This is a genomic window from Flavobacterium sp. PL12 (assembly GCF_039123485.1).
Taxonomy (GTDB): domain Bacteria; phylum Bacteroidota; class Bacteroidia; order Flavobacteriales; family Flavobacteriaceae; genus Flavobacterium; species Flavobacterium weaverense.
In genome coordinates, this window is the sequence record NZ_JBANDI010000039.1 from 1 (window position 1) to 17676 (window position 17676).

13 protein-coding genes are annotated in these 17676 nt (G+C 30.7%); 5 read left to right on the plus strand and 8 right to left on the minus strand.

The genetic code is table 11. The annotated features are described in order from the left end of the window. Window positions 1-22 precede the first annotated feature (22 nt). The 4 genes from RCH19_RS14095 to uvrA form a co-directional block, all read right to left on the minus strand. The gene (locus RCH19_RS14095) at window positions 23-2077 is read right to left on the minus strand and encodes an aminopeptidase (RefSeq protein WP_343023753.1); all 2055 of its coding nucleotides are present in this window, start codon (window positions 2075-2077) and stop codon (window positions 23-25) included. Continuing rightward, a complete protein-coding gene (locus RCH19_RS14100; protein WP_343023754.1) occupies window positions 2034-2270 on the minus strand; it encodes a hypothetical protein in 237 nt (78 codons plus the stop codon). The genes RCH19_RS14095 and RCH19_RS14100 overlap by 44 nt, the downstream gene beginning before the upstream one ends. Window positions 2271-2477: 207 nt before the next feature. Then, a complete protein-coding gene (locus tag RCH19_RS14105) occupies window positions 2478-3206 on the minus strand; it encodes a TIGR00730 family Rossman fold protein (RefSeq protein WP_343023755.1) in 729 nt (242 codons plus the stop codon). Window positions 3207-3677: 471 nt separating this feature from the next. Further along, entirely contained in the window at window positions 3678-6509 is a 2832-nt protein-coding gene (uvrA, locus tag RCH19_RS14110; protein ID WP_343023756.1) for an excinuclease ABC subunit UvrA, read from the minus strand. Window positions 6510-6659: 150 nt separating this feature from the next. Between uvrA and RCH19_RS14115 the strand changes: the two genes are divergently transcribed. Both RCH19_RS14115 and RCH19_RS14120 read left to right on the plus strand, forming a co-directional pair. Then, window positions 6660-7598, plus strand: a complete 939-nt coding sequence (locus tag RCH19_RS14115) for a 2-dehydropantoate 2-reductase (RefSeq protein WP_343023757.1) — start codon at window positions 6660-6662, stop codon at window positions 7596-7598. Between the two features lie 221 nt (window positions 7599-7819). After that, window positions 7820-9409, plus strand: coding sequence for a GMC oxidoreductase (locus RCH19_RS14120; protein ID WP_343023758.1), 1590 nt, complete (start codon window positions 7820-7822; stop codon window positions 9407-9409). 400 nt (window positions 9410-9809) lie between these two features. On the opposite strand, the gene RCH19_RS14125 is transcribed toward RCH19_RS14120, so the two are convergent. Continuing rightward, window positions 9810-10133 carry a helix-turn-helix domain-containing protein gene (locus tag RCH19_RS14125; protein WP_343023759.1) on the minus strand — a complete coding sequence of 108 codons (324 nt, stop codon included), beginning with the start codon at window positions 10131-10133 and terminating at the stop codon, window positions 9810-9812. A gap of 1081 nt (window positions 10134-11214) precedes the next feature. On the opposite strand from RCH19_RS14125, the gene RCH19_RS14130 reads away from it, so the two are divergent. Next, entirely contained in the window at window positions 11215-12417 is a 1203-nt protein-coding gene (locus tag RCH19_RS14130) for an IS4 family transposase (RefSeq protein ID WP_343023760.1), read from the plus strand. A gap of 136 nt (window positions 12418-12553) precedes the next feature. Here RCH19_RS14130 and RCH19_RS14135 read toward each other — a convergent pair whose 3' ends face one another. The 3 genes from RCH19_RS14135 to RCH19_RS14145 all read right to left on the minus strand — a co-directional run bounded on the left by RCH19_RS14135 (window position 12554) and on the right by RCH19_RS14145 (window position 15940). Further along, complete coding sequence (locus RCH19_RS14135; RefSeq protein WP_343023761.1) at window positions 12554-14566, minus strand: sensor histidine kinase; 2013 nt, start codon at window positions 14564-14566, stop codon at window positions 12554-12556. Window positions 14567-14656: 90 nt separating this feature from the next. Further along, window positions 14657-14836 (minus strand): hypothetical protein, encoded by a 180-nt coding sequence (locus RCH19_RS14140; protein WP_343023762.1) that lies wholly within the window; start codon window positions 14834-14836, stop codon window positions 14657-14659. Between the two features lie 348 nt (window positions 14837-15184). Further along, window positions 15185-15940 carry a LytTR family DNA-binding domain-containing protein gene (locus RCH19_RS14145; protein WP_343023763.1) on the minus strand — a complete coding sequence of 252 codons (756 nt, stop codon included), beginning with the start codon at window positions 15938-15940 and terminating at the stop codon, window positions 15185-15187. Window positions 15941-15997: 57 nt separating this feature from the next. On the opposite strand from RCH19_RS14145, the gene RCH19_RS14150 reads away from it, so the two are divergent. Continuing rightward, window positions 15998-16657, plus strand: a complete 660-nt coding sequence (locus tag RCH19_RS14150; protein WP_343023764.1) for a DNA-binding response regulator — start codon at window positions 15998-16000, stop codon at window positions 16655-16657. Window positions 16658-16902: 245 nt separating this feature from the next. Continuing rightward, a complete protein-coding gene (locus RCH19_RS14155) occupies window positions 16903-17235 on the plus strand; it encodes a helix-turn-helix transcriptional regulator (protein WP_343023765.1) in 333 nt (110 codons plus the stop codon). The last annotated feature ends 441 nt before the right edge of the window (window positions 17236-17676 follow it).

A 17676-nucleotide genomic window follows, 5' to 3' on the forward strand; every position in this document is an offset into this window, starting at 1 on the left:
TACACTTTAAATATACTGATTTTCAGACTATTAAACTAATTATTTGAAAGTTATTTCTTTCTTTTTTTGTCATTTTTTCAACCCTTGATTCACATAATTCACTTTTTTCTTTATTTACCATTACTTGTCTAAACAAAATTAATTGCTTTCTATTATCTCTAAAATTTGATTGTCGAATACGCAATTGTACGGTCGGATTTAATTTCAAGTAGGTTGCGTCCTCTGCGTAATGAAAATAGGAGGTGCTCAAGGAATATCGTGCATTGAATAGTCTACTGTTTCTAAAATTTTGATTAACTGCAATCAAAGCAGAGCCAGATAAATTATTTGATTTTGTTGAGTAGGAGGGATTGATGTCAAATATAAAAGGTTTCTCTAATATCGTTTTATTATGTAAGCGGAGACCAGGCGTTAAACCATCATACAAATTGTAGCCAATCGAAGGAACATATAAAACTTGATTGTAATAGGGATCCTCCAAGTCTTTCATAAAAACGAACTTTACAGGACGGTTATTTGGAAAAAAGCCATCTAATTTCCTCCAGTTATTTCTCAAATTATACTCTGGCACCTCATTTTTTAAGTTTAATACTATTTTGTCTACTGTATTCCTAGCAATAGTAAAAGTGCTATCGCAAGCGTCAATATCTAACCATTGTTTGAAAACGATTTCTCCTTTTTTTGTTCCGTATAAAGGGATAGGAATTTGTGCGCCAGTACGATTTTTTACAGAGATAGTAATGCTGTCTTTTGTATTGGTTACACTTGAGAACTTATAATCGATAATTGCTCTCGAATTAATAATAGTGTTGAAAAACCATTCAATATCTTTAGTAGTATTGGCTTTTAAGATTCTTTCAAAATCATCGCTTGAAATCTGCTTTGTGTTGCTTTCTTTATAAAATTTAGCAATACTGTTTGAAACAGTGTTGTTTTGTAAATAATCATCAAGAAACCGAATACTTAAGCCGGCTCGATATTTACTTGCTATCTGCTCGTTAAATTTAATTAAACTTGTCTTTGGACTGCCAAGTGGCTGATCTAGATTTCTTCGCGCCATTAACATGTAAAAATAGCTGTATTGCTCGTTGAATTCAATATTTGTTAAGTTGAAACTTTTAAGCAGTTTTATCTTTGAAATACTACCCATCATTTTAGTTTCAGGATAATATTCATCGATATATTTCATCATTGCATATACTTGGATTCCATCGTAAATCCAATTGTCTTTTCGAGGATCTAAATGTAAGCTTGACTTTAGAAACTCGTTCAAATACGTTTTAAGGAATTTTATTTCGTAAATGAATTCATCTGGAAATGGACTAAGAAAAGAGGGTAGTTGATTTAATCCGTAAAAAGGGTTTCGTTCATAACTTGTTTGAGAAACTACTATTTTTTCATAAGGATAAGATCCTATTAAATTTTTAGAAAATGTAACAATACGATCAATTGCAATAGCTTTTTGTATATCGTTTAATTTATTGTCTTTCAAATCTGTAAGAACTTCAATTGAAGCGTTAGTATAACTTTTAAAAGTGATATTAGGTTCGACTATTATGTTAAAATCTGTTCGATCTTCTCCTGAAAATTTATAGCTTGTAAATCCATTTTCATCACTTAGTTTTTCGCTATTTAAATCAGTGGTAGCAGCTAGTGGCTTAGGTAATTTTAAATAAATCGCAAAGTCAGAAATGGCGTTAGCAATGTCATCTAAGTTGTTGTTACTGTTTTTTACAAAAGCATGATTTTTATATCTCGCGGGTGTTAGGAACCAGTTTTTAAGTCCAATTGTGCCGTTATTGTTGTAACCAAATTTTGTAAACTTATCACTTGGGATTTTTGAAACGTAAGAAAGTTTCAATGTTATTTTTTGGTTAGGAAGTAATTGCTGATTTAATTTAATTGTTATGTAATCTGGATTTTTATATGTGCGTTCCCACGTTACTAATTGATTGCTTAAATCTACTATCCTCAGTTCATTAGTGCTCCCTCGTTCTTCTTCTTTGGCTAAATGAAAACCTCGGTAAAATTCATCAGAAAACCTTTTTGCTAAAGGCGTATTTATTAGAATAAGCATTATTCCAGTCATTAAGAACGATCGTAGTTAAAGTATCTTTAGACTCATTAAAAAACAGTAGTTCTTGCGTTACAATAAGTGTTTTTTTCTCTGAATTCATTTCTACATTCATTGTAGAGCGATGCTGTGCATACTGCTTTGAGAAAGCTAGTAACGCAATAAACAAAATACCGAAATTTAAATATGATTTCAAGTAAATACAATTAAATATTATAGATTTAAATGTACTTAATTAATAGCTATAAATTTAAAAAAAAATTGGTGCTCAATGAAAATAATAAAAGTGAAAAATAGGGGGTAAAAAAAAGAGCCCGAAACAATATCGAGCTCTTTATGAATAATTTGAATTTAATGGAATTAAAATGGATTCAATCATTAAAGCATTCTTCTCTACTTAAATTTAAAAATTCGGGGACAAATCATATTTTTTATAGAATTTATCTAAAATATCAACAACCTCATCAGCATCGTCAACTATTTTAAATAAGTTCAAATCCTCTGGACTTACAGTCGCTTCTCTCTCTACTAAAACATTCTTAATCCAATCAATCAATCCCGACCAAAAAGAGGTTCCAACTAAAATGATTGGAAATTTAGCTACTTTTTTCGTTTGAATTAACGTAATAGCTTCAAAAAGTTCGTCCATTGTTCCAAAACCTCCAGGCATTACTACAAAACCTTGAGAGTATTTTACAAACATCACTTTTCGAACAAAGAAATAATCAAAATTCAGGTTTTTATCGCCATCAATGTACGGATTGAAATGCTGTTCAAAAGGTAATTCAATATTAAGTCCTACCGAAGTACCACCACCTAAATGTGCTCCTTTATTACCCGCTTCCATAATTCCAGGTCCACCGCCAGTAATTACTCCGTAACCGGCCTTACTAATTTTAAAGGCTATTTTTTCAGCTAGTAAGTAATTAGGATCTTGCGGTTTTGTTCTCGCTGACCCAAAAATAGTCACGCAAGGTCCTATGCGTCCCATAGTTTCGTAACCATTAACAAACTCTGCCATTATTTTAAAAATCGCCCAACTATCGTTTGTTCTAATCTCGTTCCAAGTTTTTTGTTTTAATCTATCTTGGATTACTTTATCCTCATCATTATCAAAGTCTTCTAATCTCATTTTCTACAATATAATTTAATATTTATTTTTTTGGAGCTATTTCCAGCTATACATTTCAATCCACGCCCAAAAGTGTGGGATTTCTATTGCTATCTGGGCTAGGGTCCAGTTTACTAAAGTAGCTCTTTTTTACCTCTTATCGATCATCTCATTATCGATTGTAAGTTTTGTAGTTATAGCTGCTTGTTTTTCGCGTTAGCTAAATGAATCTAAAGTACTGTGATTTAGTTTTACTTATTTTGGAAGCTTATAGTTAATTTGCTGATACTATTAGTAATTAAGAAATACTTCTAATATTCAATTTGTGATTCATTTAAAAGAATTGTCTCGATCTGGTGATTTTATTATCTTTAAATCAAATTAAGTACTTAATAGAACGACTTTAAAAACCACTCCGTCCTCTGGGCACCCCTCCAAAGGAGGGGAATTAAAACCGGTTTGATTTTAAAAACTTGATTGTATTATCACTTCTTATTTCAACTCATTTTTCAAATACTTTGCAGTATAGCTTTTTTTGCTTTTTGCAACTTCTTCTGGGGTTCCTTTAGCAATAAGTTGTCCGCCGCCTTTTCCACCTTCTGGACCTATGTCAATAATATAATCTGCTAATTTAATTACGTCCATATTGTGTTCGATAATTAAAATAGTATTTCCTTTATCGACTAGTTTATTAATCACTTCCATTAATACTCTAATGTCTTCAAAATGTAATCCTGTTGTAGGTTCGTCGAGTATATAAAAGGTATTTCCTGTATCTTTCTTCGATAATTCTCCTGCTAGTTTGATTCGCTGTGCTTCACCACCAGAGAGCGTTGTGCTTTGCTGGCCAAGAGTTATGTATCCCAAACCAACATCCTGAATCGTTTTTACTTTTCTATAAATCTTCGGAATCAATTCAAAAAAGGGAACTGCTTCATCAACTGTCATATTCAACACATCTGAAATTGATTTTCCTTTATATCTAATTTCTAATGTTTCTCTATTAAAACGTTTTCCTTGACAGGTTTCACATTCCACATAAACATCTGGTAGAAAGTTCATTTCGATAGTACGAACACCAGATCCTTCACACGTTTCACAACGTCCGCCTTTTACATTAAAACTAAAACGTCCCGCTTTATATCCTCTAATCATACTTTCAGAAGTCATAGTAAACAGATTTCTAATTTCTGTAAAAACTTCAGTGTAGGTTGCGGGATTCGAGCGAGGAGTACGACCAATAGGACTTTGATCAATATCAATTACTTTATCGATATGTTCTAATCCTTCAATTTTTTTGTATGGTTTTGGTTTTCTAACTCCATTAAAATAATAAGCATTCAAAATAGGATATAATGTTTCATTAATTAAAGTAGATTTTCCACTTCCAGAAACTCCTGTAACACAAATCATTTTTCCCAAAGGCAGTTCAATAGAAACATTTTTAAGATTATTTCCTGTTGCTCCAGTCAATTTCAAAAACTTCCCGTTTCCTTCTCTACGCTTTTTTGGTACTTCAATTTTCATTTCGCCATTCATATACATTGCTGTAATCGTATGATGCTTTAATATTTCGGCTGGAGTTCCTTTACTAATGATTTCTCCACCATATTTACCTGCTTTTGGACCTATATCAATAACATAATCGGCACGTTCAATCATGTCTTTATCATGTTCGACCACAATAACTGAGTTTCCAATATCGCGTAATTGTTCGAGGGAATGAATCAATTTGTCATTGTCTCTTTGGTGTAAACCAATACTTGGTTCATCGAGAATATATAAAACGCCAACTAACTGCGAACCAATTTGAGTAGCTAATCTGATGCGTTGTGCTTCACCGCCAGAAAGTGATTTTGAACTTCGGCTTAACGCCAAATAATCCAAACCTACGTTCATTAAGAAGTTTAATCTATCCTTAATCTCTTTGATTACTTCAGTTGCTATACGCTTTTGTTTGTCAGATAGATGACGATCTAAATCTTTGAACCAAGCTGTTAAATCTGAAATGTCCATATCGCACAATTCAGATATATTCTTTTCGTTTATTTTAAAAAATAAAGCTTCTTTTTTTAATCTAGAACCTTCACAAACAGGACATTTTACTTCGTCCATAAATTCCTTAGCCCATCTTTTAATGGCTGTAGAGCCACTTTCTTCAAATTGATTTTTGATGAAATTTGAAATTCCTTCAAAATCAATTTTGTATTCTCGAGCCACTCCTAAATCTTTAGAGTTGACAGTAAATTTTTCTTTACCACCATTCAAAATCATTTCCATCGCTTCCGCTGGAATTTTTTCGATTGCGTCCGTTAATTTAAAACCATATTTTTCACCAATGATTTCTAATTGCTTAAAAATCCAAGAACTTTTATATTCACCTAGAGGTGCAAAACCACCTGCTTTAATAGTAAGTTTAGAATTAGGAATAATTTTTTTTGCGTTGATTTCATTTACAGATCCTAAACCGTTGCAATGTGAGCAAGCTCCTTTTGGCGAGTTAAATGAAAATAAGTTTGGTTCCGGATTCTGATATGATATTCCAGTTGTTGGACACATTAAATTTCTACTAAAATAGCGCACTTCATTTGTATCTTGGTCTAAAACCATTAATACATTTTCACCGTGATGCATGGCTGTATTGATGCTCTCACTCAATCGCTTTTCGTTTTCGGCAGTGTCGTCAATAACCATTCTATCAACTACAATTTCGATATCGTGGGTTTTATAACGGTCTAATTTCATTCCTAAAGTAATATCAAGAATATCATTATTCACTCTTACTTTTAGAAAACCTTGCTTTGCAATTTGTTGGAAGAGCTCCGCATAATGTCCTTTTCTGGCACGAATTACTGGTGCCAAAATGTTAATGCGTTTTCCAGTAAAATCCTGAATAATCAAATCTTTAATTTGCTCATCAGAGTAGGAAACCATCTTTTCTCCAGTATTGTAACTGTATGCATCAGCACCACGAGCATAAAGCAAACGCAAAAAATCGTAAATTTCGGTAATTGTGCCTACAGTAGATCGAGGACTCTTACTGGTAGTTTTTTGCTCGATTGCAATTACTGGTGAAAGTCCATCAATTTTATCCACATCTGGACGCTCTAAACCACCTAGAAACTGTCTTGCATAAGCTGAAAATGTTTCAACATAACGTCTCTGGCCTTCCGCATATATAGTATCGAAAGCTAATGATGATTTTCCAGAGCCTGAAAGTCCAGTAATTACGACTAGTTTTTCACGGGGAATAGAAACATCGATATTTTTGAGATTGTGAACACGAGCGCCTTGAACTTCAATGGTATTATCTTTATCTAGCATAGTTTTTTGCAAATTCCAAATTGTAGGAAGCAAAGTTACCATTTTGATTTATTCTTTCGATACAACAGTTTAGAACTTTATGTTAAAGATTTAGTACTTTTGAAGTGAACAAATTGTAGAAATTTTACAAGAAACTGAGTTATATTTTTTATGAAAACAAGAATTGGAATTTTGGGAATGGGTGGAGTGGGAGGCTATTTTGGCGGATTATTAGCTAAAGAATATTACAAATCTGACTCAGTTGAAGTAGTGTTTATAGCAAGAGGTGAAACACAGAAAGTTATTGCTAAAAATGGCGTAAAGATTATTACTGATTCTGATGAAATTATTGCTTTTCCATTTGTAGTTTCCAATGATTCTGAAGTTATTGGCAAATTAGATTTTCTTATTTGTGCTACAAAAACGTATGATATTGAGGAAAGTTTAAATTCGATAAAAAAGTGTATCACAAAAAATACAGTGATTCTTCCGTTGTATAATGGAGTTGATGCATCAGAAAGAATTAGTGAATTGTTTCCTGAAAATGAAGTTTTGCAAGGATGCGTTTACGTTGTAGCAATGATACTTTCCCCAGGTATCATTAAAAAAAAAGGAGTTTATGAAAAGCTTTTTTTTGGTTCTACAATGGCATCTCTAACTACTTTAAATAAATTGCAAAGCATTTTTAAAACTGCAAGTATTGAAAGTTATTTAGTAGAAAATATTGATGAAGTTATCTGGGAGAAATTTGTTTTTATATCTGCGCTTGCTTCTGCAACATCTTATCTAAACGAAAATATAGGTGATATTTTAAAGAATAAAGCTAGTAGAGAGTTGTACTTTTCTCTGTTAAATGAAATTACATTACTTGCTGCTGTTAAAGGACTGAATCTTCCTGAAGATATAATTATGCAAAGTATTCTAAAGCTTGAAAAGTCGCCGCATGATGCAACTTCCTCTATGCATCGAGATTTTATTGCGTTACGGAAGAACGAGTTGGAATCTTTAACTGGGTTCGTTATTAATGAAGCTCAAAAATATGAAGTTGATGTTCCAACTTACGAAATGGTTTATAAAAAATTATTTTTTAGCGATCGCTCTACCGAGTGAATAGAAACTAATAAAATAATTTAAGGTATGACTTAATTTCTAAAAAATTGAACAAAGTGATAATTTAAAAAGTAATTGGTGGTTGTTGTTACAAAGAAATGTTCTTTCACTAAAAGATTTAGAAATTCATAATTAAAAATTTATTTCAATTAATTGAATTTTAGTATGCATGCATATTATTTCGTTTTTATTCCGTATTTTCGACATATAAAATAAACAGCATGCAATACGATTTTGATTATATAATTATAGGGAGTGGATTTGGCGGATCTGTTAGTGCTTTGAGATTATCTGAAAAAGGATATAAAGTTTTAGTAGTCGAGAAAGGCAAGTGGTACAAACCGAATGACTTTGCTAAAACAAATTGGAATCTTCGCAAATGGTTGTGGTTTCCTTCAATCAAATTTTTCGGTATAATGAAGATGAGTATCTTTAGGCATGTCGTTATTATATCGGGAACAGGAGTTGGCGGTGGATCATTAGTTTATGCAAATACTTTACCAGTTCCTAAAACATCATTTTACAAATCAGGAAGCTGGAGTGAATTAGCCGATTGGGAAAATGAACTCAAACCATTTTACAAAACGGCATTAACGATGCTCGGTGCGGCTCGAAATCCAAAATTATTTGATGGTGATTTAGCTTTAAAAGAATTAGCCAAAAAGTTAGGAAAGGAAGATCAATTTGAAAATCCGGAAGTTGCTGTATTCTTTGGAAAACCGGGAGTTAAGGTGCAAGATCCTTATTTTGATGGCAAAGGTCCAGAAAGAGCTGGTTGCAATTTTTGCGGAGGATGTATGACAGGCTGTCGTTACGATGCTAAGAATACTTTAGATAAAAATTACCTTTACTTAGCGCAAAATTTAGGCGCAGAAATCCTTGCGGAGAATGAAGTTTATAATGTTTTGCCTATTGATGCTAATAATGGTTCTACTGGATATAAAGTCTATGTTAAATCAAGCACTAGTTATTTTAAAAATAAAAAAGAATTTACTTCAAAAGGGATTATCTTTTCAGGCGGAGTTTTAGGAACTGTGAAATTATTACTAAAACTAAAGCCCAAATCATTACCATTTTTATCAGATAAATTAGGAGAAGATATCCGTACCAACAATGAAACCCTAATTAGCGTTTCTACTCTCGATAAAAGTAAAAATGTGTCAAAAGGAGTTGCGATCGGAAGTTTGTTACATACAGATGACAATAGCCATCTTGAGATTGTAAGATACTCAGAAGGATCTGGTTTTTGGAAATTATTACATCTTCCTTTATCGAATGGTAAAAACACGCTGACTCGCTTAGTAAACATGACTAAGCAAGTTTTTAGTTTTCCGTTGCGTTATTTCAAAATCTATTTTGTTAATAGTTGGTCAAAAAGTACCGTAGTTTTATTGTTTATGCAATCGATAGACAGTACTTTGAAATTCAAAACTAATGTCTTTGGAGGCATGTCATCCTCAGTTGGAAAAGGAGTAAAGCCAAGCGCTTATATTCCAGAATCCATTGCCTTAACTAAAAAGTATAGTGAAATTATTGATGGAGTTCCTACTTCATTCGTACTAGAATCTATCGCTGGAATTCCTTCAACAGCTCATGTTTTAGGCGGCGCAGTAATGGGAAAAGATAGTTCGCACGGAGTAATTAATAAAAATAATGAAGTCTTTGGTTATGATAATATGTTTGTTATAGACGGAGCAATGATATCATCAAATCCAGGAGTAAATCCGTCGTTGTCGATTACTGCAATAGCGGAAAGAGCGATGGCGCAGATAGGGGATAAAGAAAGTCTAAATTTCAATACAGTAATTTAGTTTATTACTATTGGAGCGATGTCACACATCACTATTTAAATTAAAACATGAGCCGATTAGAAATTGTAATCGGCTCACTGCTTACTATATTTAGTTCTTAAAGGTTTAAAAAATCTTTTTTTATTTGCCAATACAGAAAATAACTTTCCTTACTTTAATGGCGTTTTAAACCTTTGTGGTACAATTATGGTACAATTTAAAGCAAACTATCGCAAAACTAAACAAAGTATCCTTATTAAGATAACATAACTCATGGGAGTTGTTTGCACAAAAATAGTTATAAACTTTGGATGTTGATTACATCATTAACATAAATATAAAAAAAACTTGGTCATGTATGATGGGGATTACTTAGAGATTAGGGGTAAGAAGAAAAGAGGTCAAAAATCTAGTATTAACTTTAGATTTTTGACCTCTTTTCAATATCATTCTGGATTTCGAAATAAGTTTTTACTCGACCAGACTTAATCCATTTCATTAACTCATGCCTGTAAAAATAAATGCGTTTACCTTGTTTATTAAATGGGATTTCCCTTTTACATACTTTACTATAGATTGTTGATACCGATAGATTTAAAAGTTTTGATGCTTCTTGAATGTTTAGAAGTTCTTCCTTATTTTCTTCAACAGTAGAAATTCTTAAAATAAGTTTTTCTAAATAGTCCAATTTATCATGAATCTTGTTCATCATTACAGGTATTTGGTCGAAAGTGAATGGCTTCATGGCGATCTGTTATTTAAATCTTCATGTAAAACTATTTAAGATGATCATTGAAGATAGTAGATGTCCTTTAAAGCGGGAGTTTGGCTTTTAATTTCTCACTATTACTGATTCTAAGGAAATGGAGAATAATTATTCATTTCGGAAAATGTGGATCTGACCCATCCAGTTTAATAGCGCTGTATGAACAAATTTCGATTTTTTGTAAAGGATTTGAAACGTTTACCGTAAATATTTAGAATTAGATATTGTTATCATTTATGCTGCTAATTCCAATACTATTGATCATCCAATTTCGATTAAAAAAGATGATTTAATCTTGTTTAGCATTGTAATTCAGATACTTAAAAAAAAACTTTATAGATACAATTCCTAATTTTTTCACAGCTGTTTTTTCATCAATACACCAACCTTTTTTTACGGAAATAGCACCTACCTGAATATATTTTTTGCTCTTAATTTTTAGTTGTAAATAAATTGCTAATTGTAGTGTAAATAATGATGTAAAAAAAAAGGGTCTTTATTAACTTTTAAATTTTATGTTGAAAGAAAAACCATCTTTTGTGATTTTGCTGCGGATATGGGAATCGCGATGTGGGCTTGAAGCAAGTAGATGCGGTTAAACGAGAAGGCGATACCACTATTGATTTTTCAATGTATGATGCACTTCAAGCTTGCGTTGGAAAATTTGTATTTATAATACGTAGAAGTTTTGAAAAAGAATTTAAGGACTTGTAAGTAAAAAACTTGAAGAAAAGGCAGAGCAGGATTCGAACTTAATCGGCTGAACCCTTATCTATGCTGCATTTGCCTAAATTTATAACCTACTTTGACACGATTTTGCCACAAAACTAAATGAATTAATTTTACAGCTAAATTATAATATTATTATTTACTTAATTTGATTTTAATGAACATAACAATTCATGTTTAATTAAAGTCAAATGTAGTTAAATTTAGAATTAAATTGTAGCAATTTAATAAAATTATTCATTGTTGTCCGATATAATTAAATAAAAAAAGAAGCCAAAAAGATGGCTTCTTTAAATGAATCGTAAATTTGTGTTTCGACATACAAAATACGATGGGTAAAAGTAATTATTTTTCTAGTAAATCTGTTTTCGGACAGCTGATTTCTTTAATAGACGATTCTATAATAAAAAAGGAAGTCAAAAAATGTGAATCAGACCGCTATACAAAGCGATTTACTACAAAAGACCATTTGATAAGTATGCTTTTTTGTTCTTTCTCAAAGTGTACATCACTTAGAGAAATATCTGGAGCAATGCTTGGTTTGTCAGGTAAAACAAGTAGTTTTCAGTTAAATCATATTCCTAAAAGGAGTACTTTATCTGATGCAAATAAGAAAAGAGATGTTTTGGTTTTTGAAAATATTTATCATCAACTACTAAAACAATATGGTGGTTTTTTATCGGACAGCCGCATTAAGGATGTTATAAATAAGCAGGTCAAAATTTTTGATAGTTCAACAATTAGCTTGTTCAAAGAGATAATGGGTTGCGTAGGAAGAAATCCCAAAAGTGGAAAAAGAAAAGGAGGAATTAAATTGCATACGGTTGTTAATGCTGATGAAATGGTTCCGAGTTTGGTTTGGTTCAGCGAAGCTAAAACACACGACCATAATTTTTTAGAAAAATTGAAATGCGATGAAAATACTATTTATGTTTTTGACAAAGGATATAATGATTACAAGGCTTTTGAGCATTTTACTGCTCAAAAAACAGGATTTGTAACTCGAATAAAAGACAATGCATCGTATATAAGTATCGAAAAACTAGATATTGGTGAACGAATTCATAACGGTATTTTAGAAGATGAAATTATTGAAATTGATGTAAAAAAAGGAAAAGAAATATCAAAGTTAAGATTGAGAAAAGTGAGGTTTTATGACCGGGTAAACAAACGAGAATTTGAGTTTTTAACAAATTTATTTGAATTACGTGCCGATTTAATTGCGGCTTTGTATAAAACAAGATGGCAAATAGAGTTATTATTCAAACAACTAAAACAAAATTTTCCATTGAAATATTTCTTGGGAGATAATGAAAATGCCATTAAAATACAGATTTATTGTGTTTTGATAGTTAACCTGCTATTAGCAGTGGTCAAAAAAAGACTAAAGCGCAGTTGGGCATTTTCAAATTTGGTTAGTTTTTGTAAAATTCATCTTTTCAATTACATCAATTTGATGAAGTTTTTAGAAAATCCAGAAAAGGATTGGATAATTGACAAAGCTGAAACAGAACAACTATCATTTATTTTGTAACCTGTTTTTTGAAAAACACAGAAAATAAAAAATAAAACAATGATAATCAAATAGATAAAAAATATAATCATGCGTTTTCATTTTTTATCGGACATTAATGATTTTATATGTATATAAATACATCTAAGTACACTTCCTAAATAACAATCTCGATTGTAGTACCTTCTCCAATTTTTGAATTAATTTTTAATTCACCATTTAGCGCTTTTGTTCTTTCTTTGATGTTTTTTAATCCAATACCTTGTTTTATCTTTTCCGCATTAAAACCTATACCATTATCCCAAATTCGGATTATTATTTTATCCCCTGTTTTTAAAAGGATTATAAAGCATTTTTTTGCTTTTGAATACTTATTGATATTGTGGAGTGCTTCTTGCATGATACGATAAATATGTATTTTTGAAGCACTTGGAATTGTTGACCAGTCGATATATTTATCAATTGTGATATCAAATTTTGTGTTGAATTTATTCTGCTGTGATGCTACTAAATTGGTTATTATTTCGGGTAAATTGTTGTCTTCAAAAAGGAGGTTTTGCGTTAATTCATGAGAAACTTTTCGTATCTCATTTTCTGTTTTTTCAAGTTCTTTTACCAATAATGTCTTTTGGTCTTCTTGGTCTGGTTTTAATTGCATTAAATTGAATCGAATTGTAAAAATACTATTTACTATACCATCATGTAATTCCATAGCTATTCGGTTTCTTTCTTCACTTCGCGCTTTTTCAGTTTGAGACTGCTGAACTAACATCAGCTGATATATTCTTTCGTTGGCTTTTTGTTGTTCCTGTGTAAAAAGCAATTCTTTATTTTTTGACTTAAGCCGGTATATCAAGAATAAAGCTATTAAAAGAATAAAAACAACAATAGATGCAATAATTATATAAGTATTACGCTTTGATAGAATTTCAATTTTTGCCTCTTTTTGATCCGTTTCGTAAGCAATTCGAGCAAATTTATTGCGGGTCAGCCTTTCAGTCTCTTGTAAACTATCATTAATCTTTATATATATCTTGGTATAATAATTCTTGTTTTTGGAATCACTCTCCATCAATATTTTTAGAGATTGAACCGTATGTGAACTGCTTTTTATTTTTCTAGATAATATATATCCTTCTTTTAGGTAAGCTAAAGCTTTACTAGTATCTCTTTTGATGAGATAATAGTGGCCTATGTTTATTTTACTTGACACTATACCTATTTCCGTCTGGAGACTGTCTCTTATTCTTAATGATTCAAACAAGATTTTATCAACACCGTAATACTCATTAGCTTTCATTTTTGAATATCCAAGATTATCTAGTAACATTGCGTATGATTTTGGGTAAGTTTGTTTCAATCCCTTTGTTTTTAAAGCTCCGTTATATAGCTCTATTGCTTGCAGATAGTTTTCCATTTTTTCATAGACTCGGCCCATATTATTGTAGCAAGCTATTCTAGACTTTACAATTTTATCTTTAGGATAATTTTCGTTTTCCAGTTTATCTAATTGTTTTAGAGCTAAGTCAAAGTATTCTAACGATTTTTTACAATTATTGAGTTCTTTTAATGTAAGCGCTATTAAATTATAGCTTTCGTATATTAATCTTGTATTATTAGTTTTCGTAAGTAATCTCAAAGCGTTTACCGTTTCAATTTCACTTTCAGTAAAATTTCCAGCATCAAATAATATTCCCGATTTGTATAGTATTGTTTTAGCGGTATTTGTAGTGTCTTTAATTTTTCGGTATAACTTTTCGGACTGAGAATAGTAGCTAAAAGCGCTGTCTATGTTTGATTTATCATCATAATAGTCGCCCAAATAGTACAGTGACTTTGCTATATGAGAAGAGTCTTTTTTCTTTATTGATAGTTGATGAACCTTTGTTACTACATTTTGATACTTATCTAGTGAATTTAGATTATAATATCTAATGGCAATTTTAAAATAGAGATTTCTGGTAATCGAATCGTTTTTTTGATTCTGCAATTCTTGAGATATAATATCCAAGTATTTTACTTCTTGATTAGGTTCGAAAGAATTTGCCTGAATTTTTTTCGAAAGTGTCAGGATATAGTTTCGTTTATCAACTTCAATATTCTTTTCCTGACAAGATCCTATCAAGAGTAGTAAATTAACCAACGTAACTATCTTTAATTTTGTTTTCAATTTTGTTAAAATTTTAAATCTCACCAAAAATAAAGATTAAAAACCAGACAAAATATTTTTTAGTCTATTGCCTGGTTTATTTAGGGTTTTTTATGTTTTGGTTTTATCCTTATCATCCACCCCAGGTAAAATTTCGGTTGTTGTTGATACCGAAATTTTATTTAAATTGTTTGATTTTTCTTTGGCGGTATCTTCAATATTATCAGTAGTACAAGAAGATATAGTAACAGCAATAGACATACAGCCTGTCATAAATAGTAGTTTTTTCATAAAAAAATGATTTAAAAGTTTTATATAGTTTTATTGGCAACGCTGTAAAAGCAGTTGCCTTTTTTGTAGAAAAAGCTGGGAAGCAGCCATTCTGTACTAATGAGAATGACACGGCTTTAAAAGCAGATTTTCCCCATTCTCAATAATTTATTTTAGAAGCCTCCGTTGATCTAATCGATTAGTATCAGGGCAAATTAACAGACTAAAATTGGTTAAATTTTTAAAATAGAATATTGTATAGTGAGCATACCCATTAGGATAGTAAAATGGTAAATCAGGATGGGGAAAGCTCCTATTTAAGATGAATAGAAGAATTAAAATTTGCTGCTGGCTGACAAAAAAAGAAAGTTAAATATTGATTTTTCGTATGATAACATCGACATTGTACCTATAGTTTAAAGAAAACGGCAAAATTTCATTATAATTTAGATAGCATTTTGATTTACTATAATGAATTCGAGAAACGTGATTAATATTTACAATATAACTTTTGTGTATCCGAAGAAAATAAAAAGGAAGTAAATTTTCAAAATGCTTTAATGTTTTGTAGGCATTTATAATTTTGTTATTTTGCAGTTTTATGTCAGTTGTATTATTATCGGCTTTTAGATACACGATTTCCTGTAAGTTCACAAATTGATAATCACTATATGATTTTATACATATATTAGAAACGAGATTTGGCGGTGTTCTTTTTTCAAATTTGAAAAGGCTTTTTCCTAATTGATGAAGACTTAATGAGTTTACGATATAATCTGAGAAACCAGATTGTAAGGCTGTTAAGGCGGAATCAGCGGAATCTGCCATTCCTATGAAATAGGGGATTGTTTCGATATATTGAAATAATTCGGCTACTGTTTCCAACAGCATATTCCTCTCATTAATTTTGATAGGAATTTTTATAATAACCAATTGTGGTTTTAGTTTTATAATTTGATTTACTCCTGATTGACTATCTTTAGCAATTCCAGCACAGAAATAATTGGGGAAATTTTCGAAAAGATCAAGCGTTTGTTTGGTTGTTTGATCGTTGTCGCTAATAATTGTAAATGAGAACTGCATTGGGAAATATTGAATTAGAGTACCGCAATTTATTGAAGCCATTTTTTTTTAGGGGGTTGAAAAACTGCCTATTTTGTTAATCTTTGAATTAAATAATTCATGAATATACTTTTAGTAGATGATCATCCGATGACGGTCCAGGGATATGAAAATGCACTGATGAAAGACGGATTACAAAAAGATCATTTGAATTTCATAAAGGCTTACAGCTGTGAAGAAGCCTATCGTGCTATTATGAATGCGGGCTCGGCTTCTCCTTCATATTATGATTTGGCAATTATTGATAGGGGATTACCACGTTATGAAGAGCAATCACTTTTATCGGGAAGTGATTTAGCATTATTTGTTAGAAAGGTAATGCCAGATTGTAAAATCATCATAATTACTGCTCATACAGAGATTATTGTCATATATGAAATTTTAAAAAAAATACGACCAGAAGGATTGATTATTAAGAATGATATAACTCCCCATAACATTGCAGAGATAGTAATCGATGTATTGAGGGGCAATAAGTATCATAGTCCCTTAGTGAGAAATTGTATCCAAGATATTTGGAAAAAAGAAATAATGATTGAAGATCATAACCGTCAAATTTTAATGTATTTATCTAAAGGTTTTAAAATAAAAGATTTAGAGCAAATTATTAACATTTCCGCTAGCGCTATTCAGAAACGAATCATTAAAATGAAAAATGTTTTTGGGGTGACTGATGATTCTAATTTAGTCAAAGAAGCAATTAAGCAAGGATATATTTAATATCCTTCATTTCTATTTTAACACTTTTTACTTAAAATCTACCTACTTTGTTAAAGCTTAGGCCCTTAATATTTGTATATCCTATGATATATATATATATATATATATATATATATGAGTACTTTAAATAATTGTATAGTTTTTTTGTGGATATTTTGTTTATTAGTTAGTTATAATTATTGGAATTAATAAAATCTTTATTGAAAGTTTATTTGTAAAATAAGAATCTAAAATATGCATTTGCTATGGTCAATTTAATTTTGGATAGAATACGTAAAATAAGAATAGAAAAAAACTTATCGCAAAGTTATTTAGCGAATCATCTAAATATAAGTCAAAGTTCGTATGCTAAAATTGAGAAAGGTGAGATTAAGTTAAGTCTCAATAACCTAATTGCTATTATTGATTTTCTTGAAATAGATCCAGCAACTCTTTTTTATTATGTTAAAAACAAAAGTAATTCAATTAATTTTTCTGGTCATAACATTGACGAGCAGATCATCCCTTTAATAGGTAACAATTTAATTAATGATCTGGCAGAAATAAAGAAGATGATCATTGAAATGAAACTAGATTAGCAATCCGAACAATATTCTGTTTCCATCTAGGAAAGTATATTCACAAAAATAGTAATAATAAAAAAAGAAGAATATAAGTATAAGAATCTAATTTCATTTCAGATCATTTAGTCGTTTAAAGAATAATTTAGTCGCTGTAGAGGTTGGTAAAATTATTTTTACTTTATAATATTGTTACATCAACAATAAGGGCATTTATAAAAGATTTAAAGTATTAACCGAATAATCTACAAATGAACTTGCAGCCAATATTATGACGCTCAATACGGTTTTTGATGCAAAAAGAGGAAATTTAACCAGTAGAACCAATAGCTTGTTTAACTGGAGAGAAAGTTTTACTTATGACTCTATGATGCGACCCTTTGTTAAGACAACTTTTTCAAAAACTTAAGATAGTTTTTTTTTAGTTTTATTTTCCAGTTTCCTGGCTAAAATCGGAGA